Genomic DNA, 20,754 nt, shown 5'->3' on the forward strand with positions numbered 1-20,754 from the left:
ATCAGGCCCCGGCGTGCTCGGCGAGCCGGCCGGCCAGGGCCCGCACCAGCTTGCGGAGGGCCTCGGGGCCCTCGATCACGAACGGCCGGTCGAGCGCGGCGAGCAAGGGCGGTATCCATTCGAGCCGTTGGGCCCGGATCCGGGCTCGCAACCAGGGAGTATCGGGATCCAGCTCTTCCAGGGTGGCGATGGACGGCGGGAAAACGGCACGGATCTGTTCGGGTGTCGCGCGCATCCGCACGGACACCTCGTGCTGGTGCGGTGCCTCGGCGATCGCGGTCAGCACCCGCTGGGCCGGATCGAATCCGTCCGGTACCGCGAAGGTTCCCGCGCGCATCGCGACGCCGCTGATCCGGTCGACGCGGAAGGTGCGCACCTGCTCGCTGGCGGAGTCGAAACCGGTCAGATACCACCGCCCGGAGTGGGTCACGATCCCGTAGGGATGCACGACGCGTTCGCTGGCCCCACCGTGCCCGGCGATGTAGCCGAGATCGACCGGGCGGCGATTCCGGGCCGCCTCCGCGACGGTGAGCAGGACCTCGGCCTCCGCGGTGCGCGCCGAGCGGGCGGGCGCGGTGAAATCGGCGATCTCCAGCAGCGCGTCGAGCCTGCGGCCGAGCGCTTCGGGCAGCACCCGGCGGACCTTCGCGACCGCGCTCTCGGCGGCCGCGGCCGAGGTGCCGAGCAGCCCGGCGCGCCGGCCCGCGACCAGGCCGAGCAGCGCGGCGAGTGCCTCCTCGTCGGTGAGCATCAGCGGAGGCATCCGGTAGCCCGGGGAAAGGCGGTACCCGCCGTACCGCCCGCGCACCGAGCGAACCGGGATGTCCAGCTCGAGGAGGTGCGCGATGTAGCGGCGGACGGTGCGCTCGTCCACGTCGAGCCGCCCGGCCAGCTCGGCGATGGTCCAGGTGCCTCCGCGCTGCAGGATCTCCAGCAAGGCCAGTACACGGGCGATCGGCCGAGTCACGGACGGAAGTTTCCCAATACCGGGCGGATCCTGTCCAGTATCGCTTCTAATGTGGCGGATGTCCACGGAGGGACGGGTGCAGAACCGCCCTCCAATACAGATTGGATCCACCGTGCAGCTTGCCTCTGTCCGCGTCATCACCAACGACGTCAACCGGCTCGTGCAGTTCTACGAGCAGGTGACCGGCCTCGAGGCGCGGCGGCCCGCCGAGCAGTTCGCCGAGTTCGCAGGCCAGTCGTGCACCTTGGCCATCGGCAGCGCCGAGACGATGACGCTGTTCGGTGCCGGGGCGGCCGTCCCCGAATCGAACCGGACCGCGATCCTCGAATTCCTCGTCGAGGACGTCGACCGGGAATACGTTCGGCTGACCGGCCTGGAACTCGCCCCCGAAATCGTGCAGCAGCCGACCACGATGCCGTGGGGGAACCGCTCCCTGCTGTTCCGCGACCCCGACGGCAACCTGGTCAACTACTTCACGCCGGTCAGCGAGGACGCCCGCGCACGGCTCGCCCGCTGACCGCGCGAAACTACTCGGCTTCCCGGAGGAATTCACCCATGCGCTGCACGCCGGTGACCATGTCCTCGGCGTCGAGCGCGTAGGAGAGCCGGAAGTAGCCGGGTGTCCCGAAGGCCTCACCGGGCACCACGGCGACCTCGGCGTGCTCGAGCACCAGGGCGGCGAGCTCGACCGAGTTCTGCGGGCGCTGGCCGCGTAGCTCCTTGCCGATCAGGCCCTTGACGCTCGGGTACGCGTAGAAGGCGCCCTGCGGGGTGGGGCATTCCACGCCGGGGATGTCGCCCAGCAGCGGCACGATCTCGCGGCGCCGCGCGTCGAAGGCGGCGTGCATCTCGTGCACCGCGTCGAGCGGTCCGGCCACCGCGGCCAGGGCGGCGCGCTGGGCCACGTTGGAGACGTTCCCGCACAGGTGCGACTGGAAGTTGGACAGCGCCTTGATGATGTCGTCCGGGCCGATCACCCAGCCGACCCGCCAGCCGGTCATCGCGTAGGTCTTGGCCACCCCGTTGAGTACCAGGGTCCGGTCGGCGATCTCCGGAACGACCACGGGCAGCGAGGGGGCCTCGGCGCCGTCGTAGAGCAGGTGCTCGTAGATCTCGTCGGTGACCACCCAGATGTCGTGCTCGGCGGCCCAGCGCCCGATGGCCTCGACCTGGTCGCGCGGGTACACGGCACCGGAGGGGTTCGACGGGGAGTTGAACAGCAGCACCTTGGTGCGCGGGGTACGGGCGGCCTCCAGCTGCTCGACACCGACAAGGTAACCGGTCGACTCGTCCGCGGTGACCTGCACCGGAACCCCGCCCGCGAGGGTGATCGCCTCCGGATAGGTGGTCCAGTACGGCGCGGGGAGCAGCACCTCGTCACCCGGGTCGCAGAGCGCGGCGAAGGCGCTGTACACCGCCTGCTTCCCGCCGTTGGTGACCAGGACCTGGGAGGCCTCCACGGCGTACCCGGAGTCGCGCCGGGTCTTCTCCGCGATCGCCTCGCGCAGTTCGGGAAGGCCCGCCGCGCCGGTGTAGCCGTGGTTGGCGCGCTGCCCGCAGGCCTCGCGCGCGGCCTCGACGATGTAGCCGGGTGTCGGGAAATCCGGCTGGCCCGCGCCGAACCCGATGACCGGGCGCCCCTGCGCCTTGAGTGCCTTCGCCTTCGCGTCGACGGCGAGGGTCGCGGACTCGGCGATCCCGCCGATGCGCGCGGAGAGACGGGCTGATGCGGGGGCTGATGCGCTTGCGGTCATACCCCGATTCTCGCAGAACCGGGTGGCCGGATTCACACCAGGTCGAGGGGGTGGTGCCGGGATGACAAACCCGGTCGAGTACCCGGCCGTGGTCGTGCCGTACACTGCAATTCTCGGGTGACCTGATACCCGCGTATCAGGGCGCACGAAGGGGCGTAGCTCAATTGGCAGAGCAGCGGTCTCCAAAACCGCAGGTTGCAGGTTCAAGTCCTGTCGCCCCTGCGCACAACGTTGCCGGACGAACCGAGAAACCCCATTGTCGAGCGGAGGGACGCCGTGACCGAGGACGAAGGCGACGCGGGTCGCGAGCGCGAGAAGCGCGACGACTCCGAGGCGTCCCAGCCGTCCCGTCCGACGACCGCGGCGGATCGCAGGGAACGTCGCCGCGCCGCCGCTCGGGAAGCCGGCGAGACCGGGAAACCGGCAAGGCCGAGTGCGAAGCGCTCCGAACGGGACACCACGCGCCCGGCGCAGAGTGGTTCCACAACCGAAAAGAAGGGGCGCCCGACTCCGACCAGGGACGGCGAGGTCAAGGCGGACAAGCCGTCGGTGTTCAAGCGGCTCGGCCGGTTCCTCCGGGAGGTCGTCGCCGAACTGCGCAAGGTCATCTGGCCGACGCGCAAGCAGATGATCACCTACTTCACGGTCGTGCTGGTGTTCGTCGTCGTGATGACCGCGTTCATCTTCGGCCTCGACTACGGCCTGACGAAGGGCATCTTCTACATCTTCGGTTGAGGCGCTTGGACATATCGATGAAGGGAAGCGAGACCGACCGTGACCGCTGAGAACAGCACAGCCGACGCTGAGGACGTCGTGGACGCCGAAGTGCAGGCGGCGCAGGACGACAGCGCGCCGGTCGAAGCCGATGCGGCGCAGCAGGACGGTGAGCAGGACGCTCCCGAAGAGGACGACGCTCCCGTGCAGGACGCTGCCCGAGCTGCCCAGGACGAACCGGCCGAAGCCGAGGCCGCGGAAGCCGACTCGGACGAGGAAAGCGACCCCGTCGAGGAACTGCGCGCCGCCCTGCGCACCGCACCCGGTGAGTGGTACGTCGTGCACTCCTACGCCGGTTACGAGAACAAGGTGAAGACCAACCTCGAGACCCGTACCCAGACCCTGGACATGGAGGACTACATCTTCCAGGTCGAGGTACCCACCGAGGAAGTAACCGAGATCAAGAACGGCCAGCGCAAGCAGGTGCAGCGCAAGGTCCTTCCCGGATACATCCTGGTGCGCATGGACCTCACCGACGAGTCCTGGTCCGCGGTGCGCAACACCCCCGGTGTCACCGGCTTCATCGGTGCCACCTCGCGCCCCTCCCCGCTGTCGATCAACGAGGTGCTGAAGTTCCTCGCGCCCGCGGTGGAGAAGGAGAAGCCGAAGCAGACCGGCGAGCAGGCGAGCAAGAGCACGGGCACCGAGGCAGCCGCGTCCGCGTCCGTCGAGGTCGACTTCGAGGTCGGCGAATCGGTCACCGTCATGGACGGGCCGTTCGCGACGCTGCCCGCGACGATCAGCGAGATCAACGCGGAGAGCCAGAAGCTCAAGGTGCTCGTTTCGATCTTCGGCCGGGAAACTCCGGTCGAGTTGACCTTCAACCAGGTGTCGAAGGTCTAGCGGACGCCCCAGGCGGCGACCGGCGTCGTTCTCGCCTCCTCGCGTACCAAACCCACGTACGCCACGGAGGCTGCGGCCTTGCCGGTCATCCACCTGGATGCGCCCGCTACTATGGGAAAATCGGAAATTCGTGGGAGGGCCACGCGCTGGCCCGGACCACAGCTGCTTCCTGAAGGAGGAACAGTCATGGCAAAGCGCAGCAAGGCGTACCGCGCGGCGGATGAGCTCATCGATCGCGACCGGCTCTACACCCCGCTCGAGGCGGTGGGCCTCGCCAAGGAAACCTCGAAGGTCAAGCAGGACGCCACCGTCGAGGTCGCCATGCGGCTCGGGGTGGACCCGCGCAAGGCGGACCAGATGGTGCGCGGCACGGTCAACCTGCCGAACGGCACCGGCAAGACCGCCAGGGTGATCGTCTTCGCGACCGGTGACAAGGCCGCCGAGGCCGAGGCCGCGGGCGCCGATGTGGTCGGCTCGGACGAGCTGATCGAGCGGATCCAGGGCGGCTGGCTCGAGTTCGACGCCGCGATCGCCACCCCGGACCAGATGGCCAAGGTCGGCCGTATCGCGCGGGTGCTCGGTCCGCGTGGCCTGATGCCGAACCCGAAGACCGGCACCGTGACCCCCGCGGTCACCAAGGCGGTGCAGGACATCAAGGGCGGCAAGATCAACTTCCGGGTGGACAAGCAGGCGAACCTGCACCTGATCATCGGGAAGTCCTCCTTCGAGCCGGAGAAGCTCGTGGAGAACTACGCGGCCGCGCTCGACGAGGTGCTGCGGAACAAGCCGTCGGCGGCGAAGGGCCGGTACCTGAAGAAGGTCACCTTCACCACCACGATGGGCCCGGGTATCCCGGTCGACCCGAACCGCACCCGCAACCTGCTCACCGACGAGGCCTCGGCCTGATCGGTCTGACGTAAACGAGTCCGGTACCTCCCACCGCGGGGAGGTACCGGACTCTTCTCGTTCGACTGGCAGGGCGTTTGCGGAGTAGCTCAGCCGCAGTGCGAGGGGGCCACCTCGGTGATGAGCCACTTGTTCTCGTGCACCACCGACAGCGTGAAGGTGCCCAGCTTCGGTCCCCCGCTGACCGGGAAGGAGCACGAGTCGATGGTGGTGCTGGTGGCCTGGTTCGGGGTTTCCGGCAGCCCCTTCAGGCTGACCTGCCGGTAGCTGTCCGGGTCCGGAACGGTGATCCGGCCGAGCGCTTGCGCGCAGTCCGGAGCCCCGTGCTGCTGGGCGAATTTCTGCGCGGCCTGGTCGTTGAACATCAGGCAGGCGTGCTTGCCGAGCTCGGCGGCCGAACCCGGGGAGGCCGCGGCCATCCCGACCTCGCGGTAGAGCTCGGCCACGGCGTCCTTCGGTGAGTCGACGCCGACCTTGACCTGCTGCTGGGGCCGGGCGAGCGGGAACTTGGCCTGGGGGCTGTCCTCGTCCCCGCCCCCGCCGAAGTAGTGGTCGATGGCCCAGCCGGCGATCGCGATCACCACGATGAGCCCGACCACCCAGCGGACCGGGGCGCTGCGCAGGATGCGCTTCCACAACGGCGGATTGGTGGCCCGTTCGACGCGCTGCTGGGACTGCTGCAGCGCGGTGAGCTGTTCGCGGACCAGGGCGAGCTCGTTCTGCACCCCCGTCTGAACCGGTTGGCTCGCTTGACCAGGCTGGCTTGGCTGTCCCGGCTGCCCGGTGAACCGGGCGCCCTGGTCCTGCTGGGGGAACGGGGCGGGATACCCGGGGTCGTACGGTACCGGGGGCGGGGCCTGCTGCGGCGGGTACTGCTGCTCCTGCCAGGCCTTCCACTGGCGGAACGCGGCGAGCTCGGCCTCGGTCGGCTGGGGTTGCGCCGCAGGCGGCTGCCCTGCCGGATACGGGGCCGCGCCGGACTCTGGGCCGGGCCCTGGGTCGAACTCCGCGCCGGGTTCCTTGTCGGTCACGGCTCCCATGATGCCGCTATCACCAGGGGTGCGCACCAGCCCCCTCAGGTGATGGCGTATCCTTGACTGGTTCCACCAGAGACCGCTGGTTTTCCCCGGATGGGGAACGAAGGCCCGGAACAGGATCGGGCGGCCCGCGCAGGAGGACGAGGCAGACGCGTTCGTGCTGGATGTCGTTCCGCAGTGCGCGCCGGTTCTGTGTCAGACGCAGAGCTTCAGGCCCCGTGTTTCCGCGCCGGGGCGTTTTCGATTCTTCCTCCTCCGGGTTACTCGTCAGGCCGACACCTGAACCAGTACGGCCAAACCTATGAGAGGAGGCGCCATGGCGAAGCCCGAGAAGGTGGCGGCGGTTGCCGAGATCGCGGGCAAGTTCCGTGACTCGACCGCGGCCGTGATCACCGAGTATCGCGGGCTCTCCATGTCGCAGCTCACCAGCCTTCGCCGGGAACTCGGCGAAGGCGCCAGCTACCGAGTCGCGAAGAACACCCTCGTGAAGTGGGCGGCGGCGGATGCGGGCATCAAGGGTCTCGACGACCTGTTCGTCGGCCCGACCGCGATCGCCTTCATCACCGGGGAACCGGTCGAGGCGGCCAAGGCGATCAAGAAGTTCGCCAAGGCCAACGACGCGCTCTCGATCAAGGGCGGCTACATGGACGGCCGCCCGCTGACCGCGGGTGAAGTCAACGAGCTCGCCGACCTCGAGTCGCGCGATGTGCTGCTCGGCAAGCTGGCAGGCGCCATGAAGGGCAACCTCACCAAGGCCGCGGGGCTGTTCAACGCCCCGGCCTCGCAGGTCGCCCGCCTTGCCGCCGCGCTGCAGGAGAAAAAAGAAGCCGCTTAAGACCGAACCGGTCGCCAAGCACAGAGGCGAAACGGTCGCCAAGTAACAAAGGAGAACGCCATCATGGCGAAGCTGAGCAACGACGAGCTGCTCGACGCGTTCAAGGAGATGACGCTGCTCGAGCTGTCCGAATTCGTCAAGCAGTTCGAAGAGACCTTCGACGTCACCGCGGCCGCCCCGGTTGCCGCCGTGGCCGCCGCCGGCCCCGCCGGTGGTGCTGAGGAAGCCGTCGAGGAGAAGGACGAGTTCGACGTCATCCTCGAGGGCGCCGGCGACAAGAAGATCCAGGTCATCAAGGTCGTCCGGGAGATCGTCTCCGGGCTGGGCCTCAAGGAGGCCAAGGAGCTCGTCGAGGGCGTGCCGAAGCCGCTGCTGGAGAAGGCGAAGAAGGACGACGCCGAGGCTGCCAAGGCCAAGCTGGAAGAGGCCGGCGCGGCTGTCAGCGTCAAGTGAGCACTGCGTAGTTCTGCTACGTGCACGGGGCGGGTATCCACTGGGTACCCGCCCCGTTTGTGTATGCACGAGATTACGAACCGGACACGGGCGTGCTTCCGAGCCAGCGAGGCAGTAGGGTTCGTGACTCACCAGTAACTTATCCCGAGCCGGCTCGTTGCATCGTTGTGGCGAGGAATGCGGTCTAGGAGGAGGTCCCATGGGCGTTGAGGTACAGGTCGAGAACCTGACCAAGTCGTTCGGGAAGCAGAACATTTGGCGTGACCTGACCTTCACCCTTCCGCCTGGCGAGGTTTCGGCACTCCTCGGGCCTTCGGGTACCGGGAAGTCGGTGTTCCTGAAATCGATGATCGGCCTGCTCAAGCCCGAAAGCGGGCACTGCATGGTCGCCGGGGTGGACACGGTGCGGTGCTCGGAGCGCGAGCTCTACGAGATCCGCAAGAAGTTCGGCGTGCTCTTCCAGGACGGCGCACTGTTCGGCTCGATGAACCTCTACGACAACGTGGCCTTCCCGCTGCGCGAGCACACCAGAAAATCCGAGACCGAGGTCCGGCGGATCGTGCTGGAGAAGCTCGAGATGACCGGTCTGTCCGGGGCGGAGGGCAAACTCCCCGGTGAGATTTCCGGTGGTATGCGTAAACGTGCCGGACTGGCCCGCGCGCTGGTGCTCGATCCGGAGATCATCCTGGTCGACGAGCCGGACTCGGGTCTCGATCCGGTCCGCACGACCTACATCAGCCAGCTGTTCCTGGACGTTAACGCGCAGATCGACGCGACCTTCCTGATCGTCACGCACAACATCAACCTGGCCCGCACGGTCCCGGACAACATCGGCATGCTGTTCCGCAAGGAGCTGGTCATGTTCGGGCCCCGCGAATTGCTGCTGACCAGTGAGGAACCCGCGGTGAAGCAGTTCCTCAACGGCCGGATGATCGGCCCGATCGGAATGAGCGAGGAAAAGGACTCCGCGACCATGGCCGCCGAGCAGGCGATGATCGACGCCGGGCACCATCCGGGCGGGGTAGAGGACATCTCCGGGGTGCCGCCGCAGATGATGCCCTCGCCGGGTGTTCCGCAGCGCCAGGGCGAAGTGCGGCGCAAGGACCGGGTCATGCAGCTGCTGCACACCCTGCCCGAGCAGGCGCAGCGCTCGATCATCGACAGCCTCAGCGATGAGGAACGCACCCGTTACGGTGTGCGGGAACGGGTGGTCGCGGGAACCGGAGCACGGGGCGGGGACACCAACGAGTTCCCCACCCAGGAGCAGGGCACCGTCTCCGGTCAGCTGGCCGAGAACCAGGTCGCGGAACTGCCGACGAGCCGGTGGCGACCGACGCCTGGGCGGCGCCGCAAGCCACGTCCCGGCCCACCGCAGCAGTGAGCGCTCGCAGGATCACGGGCGGAACGGGGCGGTAACAGGGGTATGGCTACCAAATCGGAAGCGAGGTTTCCTGGCGCGGGCGCACTGCGGCAGACCGGAAGCTTGTTCGCGCTCGGTCTCGATGTGGCGGTGCTGCTTTTCAAGCGGCCGTTCCAGCTGCGCGAGTTCGTCCAGCAGTGCTGGTTCATCGCGAGCGTGACGATCCTGCCGACCGCGCTGGTCACGATCCCGTTCGGCGCGGTGATCGCGCTGCAGCTCGGCTCGCTGACCCGCCAGCTCGGCGCGCAGTCGTTCACCGGAGCGGCCAGCGTGCTCGCGATCGTGCAACAGGCCTCTCCCCTGGTCACCGCGCTGCTCGTGGCCGGTGCCGGTGGTTCGGCGATCTGCGCGGACATCGGTGCCCGCACCATCCGCGAGGAGATCGACGCGATGGAGGTGCTCGGCGTCTCCGCGGTGCAGCGGCTCGTCGTGCCCCGGGTGCTTGCCTCGATGCTGATCGCGATCCTGCTCAACGGGCTGGTCAGCGTGGTCGGTGTGGCCGGTGGGTACACCTTCAACGTGCTGCTCCAGCACGGCACCCCGGGCGCGTACCTGGCCAGCTTCAACGCGCTGGCCCAGATGCCCGACCTCTACATCGGCGAGTTCAAGGCGCTGCTGTTCGGGTTCATCGCCGGGGTGGTCGCCGCCTACCGTGGCCTGCATCCGCCGCCCGGGCCGAAGGGTGTCGGGGACGCGGTGAACCAGTCGGTCGTGGTGACCTTCCTGCTGCTGTTCCTCGTCAACGGTGTGCTTACGCTTGTGTACCTGCAGATCGTCCCGACGAAGCTGAGTTAGGAGGTGAACAGTCCGTGAGCGAGCTTGCGAGCGAACGAAAAGACACAGCGTGCCCACGAGCTGGCACACCGAGCCTCAGCGAGGTGAGCCTGTGAGTGCCCTGACCAACTTCGGCCGCAGCGCGCGTAATGTCGCCGGTGCGCCGTTACGGCTGCTCGATTCGCTCGGCGAGCAGATGTCGTTCTACCTGCGCGCGCTGGCCTGGACCCCGCGCGCGCTCAAGCGTTACACCAAGGAAGTGCTCCGGCTGCTCGCCGAGGTCAGCTTCGGTTCCGGGGCCCTCGCGCTGATCGCGGGCACGGTCGGCGTGATGATCGGGCTGACCCTGTTCACCGGGATCGTCGTCGGACTGCAGGGCTACACCGCGCTGAACCAGATCGGTACCGCGGCGTTCACCGGCTTCATGTCGGCGTACTTCAACACCCGCGAGATCGCCCCGCTGGCCGCCGGGCTCGCGCTCTCGGCCACGGTCGGTGCCGGGTTCACCGCCCAGCTCGGCGCGATGCGCATCTCCGAGGAGGTCGACGCGCTCGAGGTGATGGGTGTTCCCTCGCTGCCGTATCTGGTGACCACCCGTATCCTCGCGGGCTTCGTGGCTGTTATCCCGTTGTACGTGATCGGCCTGATGACCTCGTACATCGCCGCCCGGCTGATCACGATCACCGTGTACGGACAGTCAGGTGGTACCTATGACCACTACTTCAACCTGTTCCTGCCACCGGAGGATGTGCTGTGGTCCTTCGGCAAGGTACTCGTGTTCAGTGTGGTGATCATCTTGACGCACTGTTACTACGGCTACACGGCGAGTGGTGGACCGGCCGGGGTCGGCGTCGCGGTCGGTAAGGCCGTGCGCACCACGATCGTCAACGTCACCCTGCTGGACTTCTTCCTCTCGCTCGCGATCTGGGGCGCGACCACGACCGTGAGGATCGCGAATTGACCGGGGTCCTGGCAAGTGTGCGCAAGAAACTACTCGGGTTGCTGCTCGTCGTGTTGATCTTCGCGTTCTTCGCGCTGACGATCGCGTTCTACAACAAGGCGTTCACCCCGGTGGTCAGCGTCAGCCTGCGCACCGACACCATCGGCAGCCAGATGCAGCCCGAGGCCGACGTGAAGGCGCACGGCACGGTGATCGGCGAGGTCACCGCGATCAAGGCGGACTTCGGCGGCGCGGACCTCGAACTGGCCATCAAACCCGAGTACGCCAAGCAGATCCCGGCCGACGCGACCGCGCAGCTGCTGCCCAAATCGCTGTTCGGGGAGCAGTACGTGAACCTCGGCTACGCGCCGGGGGACAACGGCCCGGTGCTCGCCGACGGGGGCCGTATCGCGCAGAACAAGAGCGCCGGAGCGGTCGAGGTCGAGCAGGCGCTGAACAACTTCCTCCCGGTGCTCAAGGCGGTCGAACCGGAGAAGCTCTCCGCGACCCTGGCCGCGGTCTCCACCGCCCTGCAGGGCCGCGGTGAACAGCTCGGCCAGACGATCACCCAGGTCAACGAGTACGTCAAGCGGCTCAACCCGCAGCTGCCCGCGCTCACCGACGACATCAGCAAGCTGGTCAAGGTCTCGAACACGTACAACGACGTGCTCCCGGTCGCCACCGACGCGCTGACCAATCTGCGCACCACGACCAACACCCTCGCCCAGCAGCGGGGCAACCTGGACAACCTGTACAGCACGGTCTCGGGAACCTCGGCGAACCTGCAGAACTTCCTCGCGGCCAATGAGCACAACCTGATCGGGGTCGGGAAGAGCCTGCGCCCCACGCTCGAGACCATGCAGAAGTACGCCCCGCAGGTGCCCTGCTTCTTCCGCAGCCTCGCCCGGCTGGTGCCCAAGGCGGACAAGGCCTTCGGTAAGGGAACCGACAAGCCGGGGCTGCACGCGAACCTGCAGATCAACGTGAACCGGGGGCCGTACAAGGCAGGCCTGGACACGCCACGCTACGACGACACCCGTGGCCCGCGCTGCTACGACATCAGCCCGCGCCCGGACCCGTTCCCGCAGATGCCCCCGGAGGGCGCGATCAAGGACGGTGCCTCGCAGCCGCCCGCTCCGCGGACCCAGAGTGACGGCATGCTGCCGCCGGATCAGGCGGCGAAGCTGGTCACCACCCCGCAGTCGGCGTCATCGGACTCCTACGGCCCGCCGAACTCCAAAGCCGAGCAGGACCTGGTCACCTCGCTGACCGCGCCCGCGCTCGGGATACCGGCCGCCCAGGTTCCGCGCTGGTCGACCCTGCTGATCGGGCCGCTGATGCGCGGTGCCACCGTCGACTATCCGGGGGCGGGTGCGAAATGAGGGGACTGCTCGCTCCGCTGATCAAACTGCTCGCGTTCGTGCTCGTCACGGTGCTCGCGACCGGGCTGCTCGCGCTGACCATCGCCAACGCGAACTTCTCCGCGTCGAGCGACTACCGCGCCCGGTTCTCCGATGTCACCTCGCTCAACGCGGGTGACGATGTGCGCATCGCCGGGGTGAAGGTCGGCGAGGTCAGCTCCATCAAGATCGTGGACAAGGACTCCGCCGAGATCGGGTTCAGCGTGGACAAGTCCGTGCGCATCCCGGCATCGGTGCACGCGGCGGTCCGCTACCGGAACCTGGTCGGGCAGCGCTATGTAGAGCTCGACCAAGGGACCGGGGACGCGAACGCCACGCTCAACCCCGGGGACGTCATTCCCATGGATCGCACCCGCCCCGCGGTCGACCTGACCAAGCTGTTCAACGGGTTCTCCCCGCTGTTCCAGGCGCTGAACCCGCAGGATGTGAACAAGCTGTCCAGCGAGATCGTGCAGGTGCTGCAGGGCGAGGGCAGCACGGTCAACGGTCTGCTGGCCACCACCGCCTCGCTGACCTCCAAGATCGCGGACAAGGACGCCGTGATCGGGAAGGTGATCACCAACCTGAACTCGGCGCTGACCACGCTGAACGCGCACGCCCCGCAGTTCACCGACCTGGTGGACACGGTGCAGCAGCTGATCAGCGGGCTCGACGAGGACCGGAAACCGATCGGGGACGCCGTGGACACCCTCGGCGGTCTGGCGGACACGGTCTCCGGATTCGTCGGTGATCTGCGTGACCCGGTGAAAAAGGACGTGCAGCAACTGGGCCGGTTCGCGGACAACCTCAATGCGCACCAGCCGCAGGTGGAGCATTTCCTGCAGTACCTCCCGGACAAGGTCGCGACGATCTCCCGCGCGGGCAGTTACGGTTCCTGGTTCCAGTTCTATTCCTGCACCACGAACCTCGACGTGCGGGTTCCCGGCCTGATGCCGAAACCGGTGAGCCTGCCGATCGGTAACTCGACCCAGGCGAGGTGCAAGCAGTGAAATCCTTCTCCTCGCGCAATCCCATTCCGATCGGGATCACCAGCCTCGTGGTGATCGTGCTGCTGGTGGCCGCCGCGCTGAACTCGGACAACCTGCCGCTGATCGGCGGCGGCACGACCTACACCGCGAACGTGCGGGAAGCCGCGGGGCTGGACTCCGGGGCGACCGTACGCATCGGCGGGGTCAAGGCGGGCAAGGTTTCCGACGTCCGCCTCGACGGGGACCATGTGCGCGTCGATTTCCGGATCAAGGACGCGTTCATCGGGGACAAGAGCGAGGTCGCGATCAAACTGCAGACCCTGCTCGGGCAGAAATACCTCGACGTGGAATCGCGCGGTTCGAAGGCGCGCAATCCCGGCGACCCCATGGGAGAGAACACCGCCGAGTCGATCTACTACGACGTGCAGGACGCGTTCAACGGGCTCGCCGACCGGGTTTCCGACATCAACACCGATCAGCTGGCGAACAGCCTGGAGACGCTGTCCGACACGTTCAAGGACACCCCGGCCAATGTTCGCTCCTCGCTGGACGGGTTGTCCCGAATCTCCAAGACGATCTCCTCGCGGGATGCCCAGCTGCAACAGTTGCTGAACAACACCAAGCAGATCTCGTCCACCCTGGCCAGCCGTAATCAGCAGGTGGAGAAGATCCTCGGGGACGGTAGCTCGCTGCTTTCCGAGATACAGCAACGTAAGCAGGCCATCGACACACTGCTGAAAATGGCCCAGCAGCTGTCGAAACAGGTCGACGGACTGATCGACGAGAACGACGCGCAACTCAAGCCGGTGCTGGACAAGCTCAATCAGTTCACCGGCATGCTCGAACACAATCAGCAGAGCCTCGCGCGCGGTATTCAGAACCTGGCCCCGTTCGTCCGGGTGTTCAACAACGCGCTCGGCAACGGCCGCTGGTTCGACGCCTACATCTGCGGCCTGATCCTTCCCCCGTCCCTTCCCGGGGTGAACGGCGCCGACTGTTCCTGGCCACACGAGGGGGACAAATGACGGCGAGCACGAAACTGCGGCTCGATCTCGCGCGCGGGATCGCGATCGGCTGCGTCGTCGCCCTGCTGCTCACCGCCGCGCTGTGGTGGGCCTTCTCGGCGGCGGCGGGCACCAAGGTCACCGCCTACTTCGCGAACGGGATCGGCGTCTATCCCGGCGGCACCGTGCGGGTGCTCGGTGTCCCGGTCGGTTCGATCGACGAGGTCACCCCGCAGGACAACCGGGTCAAGGTGCAGATGACCGTCGAGGACGGGGTGACCCTGCCCGCGAATCCGACGGCCGTGGTGATCCTGCCCTCGGTGGTCAGCGACCGCTACATCCAGCTGCCCCCGTTCCACGGTGGCGCCAAGGCCGGGAAGAACACGATCATCGGGCTGAACCGGACGCGTACCCCGACCGAGATCGACGATGCCTACCGCACCCTCGACAAGTTGTCCCAGACCCTGGGTCCCAATGGTGCCAACAAGAACGGCGCGCTCTCCGATGTGCTCAACACCGGGGCGGCGAACCTCGCGGGCAACGGACAGAACATCGCCCAGACCCTGCAGGGCCTGTCCAAGGCGGCCGAGACCCTGAACAACAGCAAGGGCGATCTGTTCGGCACGGTGCAGGAGCTCGCCAAGTTCACCACCATGCTGCAGCAGAACGACGCCCAGGTGCAGGACTTCTCCAAGCGAGTCACCGATGTCTCCGGGTTTCTCGACGATGAACGCGGGGAGCTCACCGCGGCGGTCAAGGATCTCGGCCCGACCCTGGCCAAGGTCAAGGAGTTCGTCGGCAAGAACCGTGGCGGCATCAAGTCCAATGTGGACAATCTGACCAAGGTCAGCAAGACCATCGCGGACAATCGGGGTCCGCTCGCCGAGACCCTCGACCTCGCCCCGCTCGCCCTGGACAACCTGTACGGCGCCTACAACGCGTCCTCGGGAACCCTGGACGCGCGGCCCGCGCTGCAGGAGCTGACCGATCCACCGCTGACCATGCTGTGCACGATGATCAAGAACTTCGACCACAGCAAGCTGCCCCAGGACCTCGGCAAGGCCTGCCAGTCGGTCGCGGACATCGTGCAGGGCATCATCCCGCTGCCGCCGCTGTCCAGCGTGATCACCGCGCTGCGCCAGGGCAAACTCCCGCAGCTGCCCAAGCCCGCGCTGAACGCCCTCGAGTCGGCCAGCCAGAACGAGGCGCCGAAGGGAGGCAAGTGATGACCGCGTCGAACTCTCGCGAGGATCCCCGCGAGGATCCCAGCATCGCGGCCTTCTCCGCCCGGCGTGCCGAACGGGCCCGCAGGCACACCGAACGGGTGCGCGCCCGGACCGCGGCGGCCGCCTCCGTGACACCGCCCGTGTCGAGCCGGAAGGCCAGGCGCACCAAGCGATTCGTCACCGCCGCCGCGATCGGGGCCTCGGTCAGCCTCGCGCTTACCGGATGCGGGCTGTCCAACGGCCTCTATGATGTGCCGCTTCCCGGCGGGGCGGACCTCGGCAGCGATCCGCTGACCCTGCACGTGCGGATGAACAACGTCTACGACCTCGTGCCCCAGGCCGCGGTGAAGATCCACAACGTCACCGTCGGCAAGGTCACCGACATCGCGCTGGCCAACAAGCAGTCCGGTAAGTGGCAGGCCGATGTCACCATCGAGACCAACCGTGGGCAGACCAAGCTGCCGGAGAACGCCATGGGGCAGCTGCGCCAGACGAGCCTGCTCGGCGAGAAGTTCGTGGAACTGGTCGACCCGCCGGACGGCGCGCACGGCCGGCTCGCGAACAACGCGAAGCTGCAGGAGGACCCGAACTTCAACCACGTCGAGGTCGAGCAGATCTTCGGTGCCCTTTCCCTGCTGCTCAACAACGGCGGGCTGCCGCAGATCCGCACCATCTCCAATGAACTCAGCAATGCGATGAGCGGGCGGGAAGGCGATATCAAGGGCCTGCTGCGCAATCTCACCAACCTGGTGTCCACTTTGGACAGTCATTCCGGGGACATCCTCAAGGCACTGGACAACGCGCAGAAGTTGTCGGGAACTCTGGATGCGCAGAAGGACCGGCTCACCGGGGCGATCGACAACCTGACCCCAGGCCTGAAGACCCTGCGCGACCAGCGCACCCAGCTGGTGGGCATGCTCAAGGCGATGCAACGGCTCTCCGGGGTCACCGTCGACACGATCGACAAGACCCGCACCGACATGATCGCCGACCTCAAGGCGCTCGAACCCAGCCTGCGCAAGCTCGCGGACACCGGGGACAATCTGGCGAACTCGCTGCCGTTGCTGGCCACCATTCCGTTCGGGGACTACGCGGCCAAGACCTTCCGCGGCGACTACGACAACCTGTACGCGAACATCGACCTCGACCTCGGCCACCTCATCCAGAACATGGGCCGTTCCCGGCAGAACTTCCTGACCCAGACCGGGCTCTTTCCGCCGGGAACACCCGGGATCAACGACCAGAACCCGCCGCAACCGGGACAACCGGACGCGGGCACCGGATCCGGGACGTACCCGAACGATCCGGACTACGGCAAGCCACCGCAACAGGTGCAGGGTCAGCAGCCACAACAAGAGGTCGGCCCGAACGCGCCGAGCGAGGGCAGCGGCAGTGGCGGCGGTCTCGGCGGCATCTTCGGAACCCTCTCCGGTGGAGGTGCCTTTTAGATGATCACCAGAACCACCAAGATCAAACTGATCGTGTTCGTGATCGTGGCCATTCTCGGGGTCGGCTACGCGACCTGGCGCTACGCGGGCGGGGACCGGGTCATCGGGAACACCACCTACACGGTCCCGATGAAACTCGGGGACACCAGCGGGATCTTCACCAATGCCGAGGTGACCTATCGCGGGGTGAAGGTCGGCCGGGTCGGCGAGGTGCGGCTGACCAAGACCGGGCTCGATGTGGACCTGGTCGTGGATCGCAGTGCGCCGCCCATTCCTGCCGAGGTGACCGGGACGATCGCCGACCGTTCCGCGGTCGGCGAGCAGTACGTGGACCTGAAACCCAAGCAGGGAGTCAGTTCCACGGGCCGAACCCTGGAAAACGAGCCGGAGGACAAGCGGACCATCGCCGCGGCGGACACCTCGGCCCCGTTGCCCACGCAGGACCTGATCAACGATGTGAACGGGCTGTCCACCTCGGTGCCGCTGGACTCGCTGCGCACCGTGGTCGACGAGGCGTACACGGCGTTCGGCGGCACCGGGCCGGATCTGCAGCGGTTGCTCGACGATTCGCAGAAGTTCATCTCGACCGCGCAGGACAACCTGCCCGCCACGCAGCAGTTGCTGGACACCAGCAGGACCGTGCTGGGCACCCAGATCAAGGAAGGCTCGAACCTCAAGCAGTTCGCGGGCGATCTGCGCGGGGTCTCCGCCTCGCTCAAGGGATCTGATGCCGACATCCGTTCGCTGATCGACAAAACCCCACCCGCGGCCCAGCAGGTCAACGGTCTGGTCAATGACAATGCGCAGAACTTCCCGAAGCTTCTCCCGCAGCTGTGGACCACATCCGAGGTGCTCCGTACCCGCAACAAGGGCCTGGAGCAGACCTTCGTCGTGTACCCGATGCTGGCCGGTGCGGGTGACACGATCCTCGATGCGAACGGGAACGCGAACCTCGGTTTCGCGCTGAACCTGATGAACCCGGCACCGTGTGTGCGCGGGTACGAGTCCACGAAGAAGCGGCCCGCCGCGGACACGAATCCCTTGCCGCAGAACAAACAGGCCTACTGTGCCGAGCCGAGCGGGAGCCCGATCAACGTGCGCGGCTCGGTGAACGCGCCGTACGCGGGTAAACCGGTCGAGGTCAAGCCGGTGCAGGCGCAGCAGCAGCCCAAGGACTCCCCGGCCGGTCTGCTCGGGATCACCCCGCTCGGGCCGGGTCCGCAGGACCTGCCGAAGGCCCTGGACTTGGATTGACATACGTGCACGTGACAACGGCCGACTAGCATGGAGCGATGATGACGAGCAGTACCGGAATACGGGCACGCGCACGCAATCCGTACCTGATCGGTTCCGTCGTGCTGCTGGTGATCGCGCTCGGCTTCGCCATCTACTTCGGACTGGCCTGGATCCGGGCGAGCACCAGTCAGGACACGCAGTACGCGACCGCGCGCGAGGATGTGCTCCGGGTCGGCGGGCAGACCGCGATCAACGTGACCACCATCGACTACCGCCGTCTCGACCAGCTCAAGGGTGAACTGGAGAATTCGACCACCGGGGATCTGCACGAGCAGGTCGGCAAGACCATCGACAAATACAAGAAGCAGATGGGCGATACGAAACTCATCACCCGCAGCGATCTGGTGGAAAGCGCCGTGGTCAATCTGGACACGCACGCGAATACCGCCAGCATCCTCGCGGTGGTGAATTCGACGAACGAAACCCAGCAATCGGGCGACAAGAACTCTGATGACAAGAACAAGGCCGCCCCGAAATCCCAGCGGTTGCCCGTTACGGTCAATCTGACCCGGGCCGATGGGAATGCGCCGTGGAAGGCCAGTTCGGTCAGCGGCGCACCGGTCATGACCGGAGATTCAGGCAACTGAGCAAGGTCTGACAAGGGCAGCGTTCGAGGAGACCAGTGCTCGGGAAAGGATGAACGTGGCACAACCGCCCCGCCGCCAACAACCGCAGCCGGGTCCGCGCCGTAAGGTCGCGGGCCGGGCGAACATGCAGTCCCGCGGTTCGTCCTCCTCGGCCGGGCTGCGCAGGCCTTCGCCGAAACCGCGCCCGGAACCCGAAGAGACCACGCCCGAGGAAGCCGTAACCGAGGAAGCCGTAACCGAAGAGACCGCGCCCGAGGAAACCGTAGCCGAAGAAGCCGCGCCCGAAGCCGCGGCGCCGGCCGAGACCGAACCGCAAACCGAACAGACGGAACAGGCCGAACAAACCGAACAGACCGAGCCGGAGATCGCCGAGCCCATCGAGGAGGCGGGCAAACCGAAACCGGTCGGCAGCAAGGCACGCCGCGGAACCGAGACCATTTCCTACCCGCCGCAGTCGGAGATGTCCGGCGCGGAGACGAAGAGCGAGCCCGCGGACCCGGCCGAGGCGCAGGACAAGCCGGTGCGGCTGCGCGGCGCGGCCATCATCACCGTGATCGCCGTACTGCTCGGTGGATTCGCCGTGTTCGCGGGGATCGCGGGCGCCAACGCGGGCGCGAACCTCGGCGACAACACCGCGATCGTGGACAACAAGACGACCACCCAGGTCAAGCAGCAGGCCACGAACGCACTGAACACCATGTTCAGCTTCGACTACAAGAACCCGGACAAGACCAAGAACGAGGCCAAGTCACTGATCCTCGGCAAGGTCAGCAGCCAGTACGACCAGCTGATGCAGGTGCTGCGGGACAACGGCGCGAAGAATCAGCTCTCGCTGTCCTCCGCGGTGCTTTCCATTGGTGTGCAACGGATCGAGGGAAACCGTTCGCGGGTGCTCGCGCTCATGTCGCAGACCTACTCCAAGGGTGGGGGCAAGGGCGGCCAGCAGATCCCGACGCTGGGCATGATCCGCGCGGACCTGGAGTTCACGAACAACGCCTGGAAGGTCAGCGGACTGAAGATGCTGTCCTCCTGAGCCGGTGCTCTCCGGCGAGGCACTGCGCTGGGCGCTCGACGCCGTAGCCGACGGGTCCGAGGTGGTCTCCGCGGCGGGATTGCGGCAGGGAGCCAACCCGTGGCTGCTGCGGTTCGAACCGGCAGGCCGACTCGAAGCGGCCGTGCTACGCCTCGGTGACCCCGCCGATCCCGAACACCGCCGCCGGTTCGGCACCGAAGTGGCGGCGCTGCGGCTCGCCGGTCGGCACCGGTTACCCGCTGCGCGGCTGATCGCCGCCGACCTGGACGGCAGCTCGGCGGGTGCGCTCGCGATCCTGACCACGGTGCTGCCCGGGCACAGCCGGATTCCGCGAGTCGCCTCCGCCGAGCGGCTGCGTCGCCTCGGTGCCACGGCGGCCGCGCTGGGCTCGGTCCCGTTGCGACCCGGGGCCGAACTCCCCCTGCGGACCCGCTCCATCGCGGACGTCGACTTCGCGGCGCGGCGTCATGCCCAGGGCAGTACGGCGCTGCTCGATGCCGCCCAGGAACGACTGGAACAGCTGGCGGAGCCCGTCGGCCCGACGGTTTTCGTGCACGGCGATCTGTGGCACGGCAACACCCTGTGGTCCGGCGATCGGCTCACCGGCCTCGTCGACTGGGACTGCGCGGGTGCCGGGCCGCCGGGAGTCGATCTCGGCGGGGCGCGATTCGACGCGGCCCTGAACTTCGGGCTCCCCGCGGCCGAGCAGGTGCTGCACGGCTGGCAACAGGCCACCGGCAGGCGGGCACACCGGTTCGCCTACTGGGATCTCGTTGCGGCGTGCTGCACCCTCGCCGATATGGCGTACATCGTCCCCGTCGTCCACGATCAAGGCCGGACCGATCTCGACGCGGAAACCCTCGGCGGGCGCCGGGACGCGTTCCTCGAGGCCGCCCTGGCCGGGTGATCAACTCCGCACGTCGACCGGGGGCAGAACGGTGACATCGATCGGCGTCGCGAGCAGCTCCGGGAGCTGGGCCCGGTAGTCCTTGTAGTGCGCGGACGTGCGGTGTGGCAGCACCCTGTGGTCCGGGGATCGGCTCACCGGCCGTATCTCCTTGCCAAGCG

General features: G+C 67.2%; 22 protein-coding genes and 1 tRNA gene. 19 read left to right on the forward strand and 4 right to left on the reverse strand.

The window, feature by feature from the left end:
- Position 1: 1 nt before the first annotated feature.
- Positions 2 to 967: a helix-turn-helix transcriptional regulator gene (locus A37U_RS0125535; protein ID WP_020499511.1), complete on the reverse strand. Its 966-nt coding sequence runs from the start codon at positions 965 to 967 to the stop codon at positions 2 to 4.
- Between the two features lie 112 nt (positions 968 to 1,079).
- On the opposite strand from A37U_RS0125535, the gene A37U_RS0125540 reads away from it, so the two are divergent.
- Positions 1,080 to 1,484 carry a VOC family protein gene (locus tag A37U_RS0125540; protein ID WP_026197595.1) on the forward strand — a complete coding sequence of 135 codons (405 nt, stop codon included), beginning with the start codon at positions 1,080 to 1,082 and terminating at the stop codon, positions 1,482 to 1,484.
- Positions 1,485 to 1,494: 10 nt separating this feature from the next.
- On the opposite strand, the gene A37U_RS0125545 is transcribed toward A37U_RS0125540, so the two are convergent.
- On the reverse strand, positions 1,495 to 2,721 hold the full coding sequence (locus tag A37U_RS0125545; protein ID WP_026197596.1) for a pyridoxal phosphate-dependent aminotransferase: 1,227 nt from the start codon (positions 2,719 to 2,721) through the stop codon (positions 1,495 to 1,497).
- Positions 2,722 to 2,870: 149 nt separating this feature from the next.
- On the opposite strand from A37U_RS0125545, the gene A37U_RS0125550 reads away from it, so the two are divergent.
- The 4 genes from A37U_RS0125550 to rplA all read left to right on the forward strand — a co-directional run bounded on the left by A37U_RS0125550 (position 2,871) and on the right by rplA (position 5,244).
- A tRNA-Trp gene (locus A37U_RS0125550) sits at positions 2,871 to 2,943 on the forward strand.
- 54 nt (positions 2,944 to 2,997) lie between these two features.
- Positions 2,998 to 3,456: a preprotein translocase subunit SecE gene (secE, locus tag A37U_RS0125555; RefSeq protein WP_020499514.1), complete on the forward strand. Its 459-nt coding sequence runs from the start codon at positions 2,998 to 3,000 to the stop codon at positions 3,454 to 3,456.
- Between the two features lie 39 nt (positions 3,457 to 3,495).
- Positions 3,496 to 4,338 (forward strand): transcription termination/antitermination protein NusG, encoded by an 843-nt coding sequence (nusG, locus tag A37U_RS0125560; RefSeq protein ID WP_020499515.1) that lies wholly within the window; start codon positions 3,496 to 3,498, stop codon positions 4,336 to 4,338.
- Between the two features lie 186 nt (positions 4,339 to 4,524).
- The gene (gene rplA, locus A37U_RS0125565) at positions 4,525 to 5,244 is read left to right on the forward strand and encodes a 50S ribosomal protein L1 (RefSeq protein WP_020499516.1); all 720 of its coding nucleotides are present in this window, start codon (positions 4,525 to 4,527) and stop codon (positions 5,242 to 5,244) included.
- Positions 5,245 to 5,333: 89 nt separating this feature from the next.
- Here the strand turns inward: rplA and A37U_RS0125570 are convergent, their stop codons facing one another.
- Positions 5,334 to 6,275, reverse strand: a complete 942-nt coding sequence (locus A37U_RS0125570) for a hypothetical protein (RefSeq protein WP_157183019.1) — start codon at positions 6,273 to 6,275, stop codon at positions 5,334 to 5,336.
- A 322-nt stretch (positions 6,276 to 6,597) separates the two neighbouring features.
- Between A37U_RS0125570 and rplJ the strand changes: the two genes are divergently transcribed.
- From rplJ to A37U_RS0125640, 14 genes are all read left to right on the forward strand, one after another.
- Entirely contained in the window at positions 6,598 to 7,116 is a 519-nt protein-coding gene (gene rplJ, locus A37U_RS0125575; RefSeq protein WP_020499518.1) for a 50S ribosomal protein L10, read from the forward strand.
- A 63-nt stretch (positions 7,117 to 7,179) separates the two neighbouring features.
- Entirely contained in the window at positions 7,180 to 7,569 is a 390-nt protein-coding gene (gene rplL / locus A37U_RS0125580) for a 50S ribosomal protein L7/L12 (protein WP_020499519.1), read from the forward strand.
- Positions 7,570 to 7,768: 199 nt separating this feature from the next.
- Positions 7,769 to 8,950, forward strand: coding sequence for an ABC transporter ATP-binding protein (locus A37U_RS0125585; RefSeq protein ID WP_020499520.1), 1,182 nt, complete (start codon positions 7,769 to 7,771; stop codon positions 8,948 to 8,950).
- 42 nt (positions 8,951 to 8,992) lie between these two features.
- A complete protein-coding gene (locus A37U_RS0125590) occupies positions 8,993 to 9,784 on the forward strand; it encodes an MlaE family ABC transporter permease (RefSeq protein ID WP_020499521.1) in 792 nt (263 codons plus the stop codon).
- Between the two features lie 175 nt (positions 9,785 to 9,959).
- A complete protein-coding gene (locus A37U_RS0125595) occupies positions 9,960 to 10,724 on the forward strand; it encodes an MlaE family ABC transporter permease (RefSeq protein ID WP_083933871.1) in 765 nt (254 codons plus the stop codon).
- A complete protein-coding gene (locus A37U_RS0125600) occupies positions 10,721 to 12,085 on the forward strand; it encodes an MCE family protein (RefSeq protein ID WP_020499523.1) in 1,365 nt (454 codons plus the stop codon). Before A37U_RS0125595 ends, A37U_RS0125600 begins: the two co-directional genes overlap by 4 nt.
- The gene (locus A37U_RS0125605) at positions 12,082 to 13,113 is read left to right on the forward strand and encodes an MCE family protein (RefSeq protein WP_020499524.1); all 1,032 of its coding nucleotides are present in this window, start codon (positions 12,082 to 12,084) and stop codon (positions 13,111 to 13,113) included. The genes A37U_RS0125600 and A37U_RS0125605 overlap by 4 nt, the downstream gene beginning before the upstream one ends.
- On the forward strand, positions 13,110 to 14,117 hold the full coding sequence (locus A37U_RS0125610) for an MCE family protein (protein WP_020499525.1): 1,008 nt from the start codon (positions 13,110 to 13,112) through the stop codon (positions 14,115 to 14,117). Before A37U_RS0125605 ends, A37U_RS0125610 begins: the two co-directional genes overlap by 4 nt.
- Complete coding sequence (locus A37U_RS0125615; protein WP_020499526.1) at positions 14,114 to 15,322, forward strand: MCE family protein; 1,209 nt, start codon at positions 14,114 to 14,116, stop codon at positions 15,320 to 15,322. The genes A37U_RS0125610 and A37U_RS0125615 overlap by 4 nt, the downstream gene beginning before the upstream one ends.
- Complete coding sequence (locus A37U_RS0125620) at positions 15,322 to 16,770, forward strand: MCE family protein (protein ID WP_020499527.1); 1,449 nt, start codon at positions 15,322 to 15,324, stop codon at positions 16,768 to 16,770. Before A37U_RS0125615 ends, A37U_RS0125620 begins: the two co-directional genes overlap by 1 nt.
- Positions 16,771 to 18,024 (forward strand): MCE family protein, encoded by a 1,254-nt coding sequence (locus A37U_RS0125625; protein ID WP_020499528.1) that lies wholly within the window; start codon positions 16,771 to 16,773, stop codon positions 18,022 to 18,024.
- Positions 18,025 to 18,062: 38 nt separating this feature from the next.
- Positions 18,063 to 18,653, forward strand: coding sequence for a hypothetical protein (locus A37U_RS0125630; protein ID WP_020499529.1), 591 nt, complete (start codon positions 18,063 to 18,065; stop codon positions 18,651 to 18,653).
- Between the two features lie 55 nt (positions 18,654 to 18,708).
- Entirely contained in the window at positions 18,709 to 19,686 is a 978-nt protein-coding gene (locus tag A37U_RS0125635; RefSeq protein ID WP_157183020.1) for a hypothetical protein, read from the forward strand.
- Positions 19,687 to 19,690: 4 nt separating this feature from the next.
- A complete protein-coding gene (locus A37U_RS0125640; protein WP_020499531.1) occupies positions 19,691 to 20,593 on the forward strand; it encodes an aminoglycoside phosphotransferase family protein in 903 nt (300 codons plus the stop codon).
- Here A37U_RS0125640 and A37U_RS51890 read toward each other — a convergent pair whose 3' ends face one another.
- Positions 20,594 to 20,731: a hypothetical protein gene (locus tag A37U_RS51890; protein ID WP_205623018.1), complete on the reverse strand. Its 138-nt coding sequence runs from the start codon at positions 20,729 to 20,731 to the stop codon at positions 20,594 to 20,596.
- Positions 20,732 to 20,754: the final 23 nt, after the last annotated feature.

It is taken from the genome of Sciscionella marina DSM 45152, assembly GCF_000379465.1.
GTDB classification, from domain to species: domain Bacteria; phylum Actinomycetota; class Actinomycetes; order Mycobacteriales; family Pseudonocardiaceae; genus Sciscionella; species Sciscionella marina.

Excerpts from the sequence above, each read along its gene's own strand:
- A37U_RS0125545 (WP_026197596.1), bottom strand. The coding sequence starts at position 2,721 with ATGACCGCAAGCGCATCAGCCCCCGCATCAGCCCGTCTCTCCGCGCGC.
- rplA (WP_020499516.1), top strand. The coding sequence starts at position 4,525 with ATGGCAAAGCGCAGCAAGGCGTACCGCGCGGCGGATGAGCTCATCGAT.
- rplJ (WP_020499518.1), top strand. The coding sequence starts at position 6,598 with ATGGCGAAGCCCGAGAAGGTGGCGGCGGTTGCCGAGATCGCGGGCAAG.
- rplL (WP_020499519.1), top strand. The coding sequence starts at position 7,180 with ATGGCGAAGCTGAGCAACGACGAGCTGCTCGACGCGTTCAAGGAGATG.
- A37U_RS0125585 (WP_020499520.1), top strand. The coding sequence starts at position 7,769 with ATGGGCGTTGAGGTACAGGTCGAGAACCTGACCAAGTCGTTCGGGAAG.
- A37U_RS0125590 (WP_020499521.1), top strand. The coding sequence starts at position 8,993 with ATGGCTACCAAATCGGAAGCGAGGTTTCCTGGCGCGGGCGCACTGCGG.
- A37U_RS0125595 (WP_083933871.1), top strand. The coding sequence starts at position 9,960 with ATGTCGTTCTACCTGCGCGCGCTGGCCTGGACCCCGCGCGCGCTCAAG.
- A37U_RS0125605 (WP_020499524.1), top strand. The coding sequence starts at position 12,082 with ATGAGGGGACTGCTCGCTCCGCTGATCAAACTGCTCGCGTTCGTGCTC.
- A37U_RS0125615 (WP_020499526.1), top strand. The coding sequence starts at position 14,114 with ATGACGGCGAGCACGAAACTGCGGCTCGATCTCGCGCGCGGGATCGCG.
- A37U_RS0125620 (WP_020499527.1), top strand. The coding sequence starts at position 15,322 with ATGACCGCGTCGAACTCTCGCGAGGATCCCCGCGAGGATCCCAGCATC.
- A37U_RS0125625 (WP_020499528.1), top strand. The coding sequence starts at position 16,771 with ATGATCACCAGAACCACCAAGATCAAACTGATCGTGTTCGTGATCGTG.
- A37U_RS0125630 (WP_020499529.1), top strand. The coding sequence starts at position 18,063 with ATGATGACGAGCAGTACCGGAATACGGGCACGCGCACGCAATCCGTAC.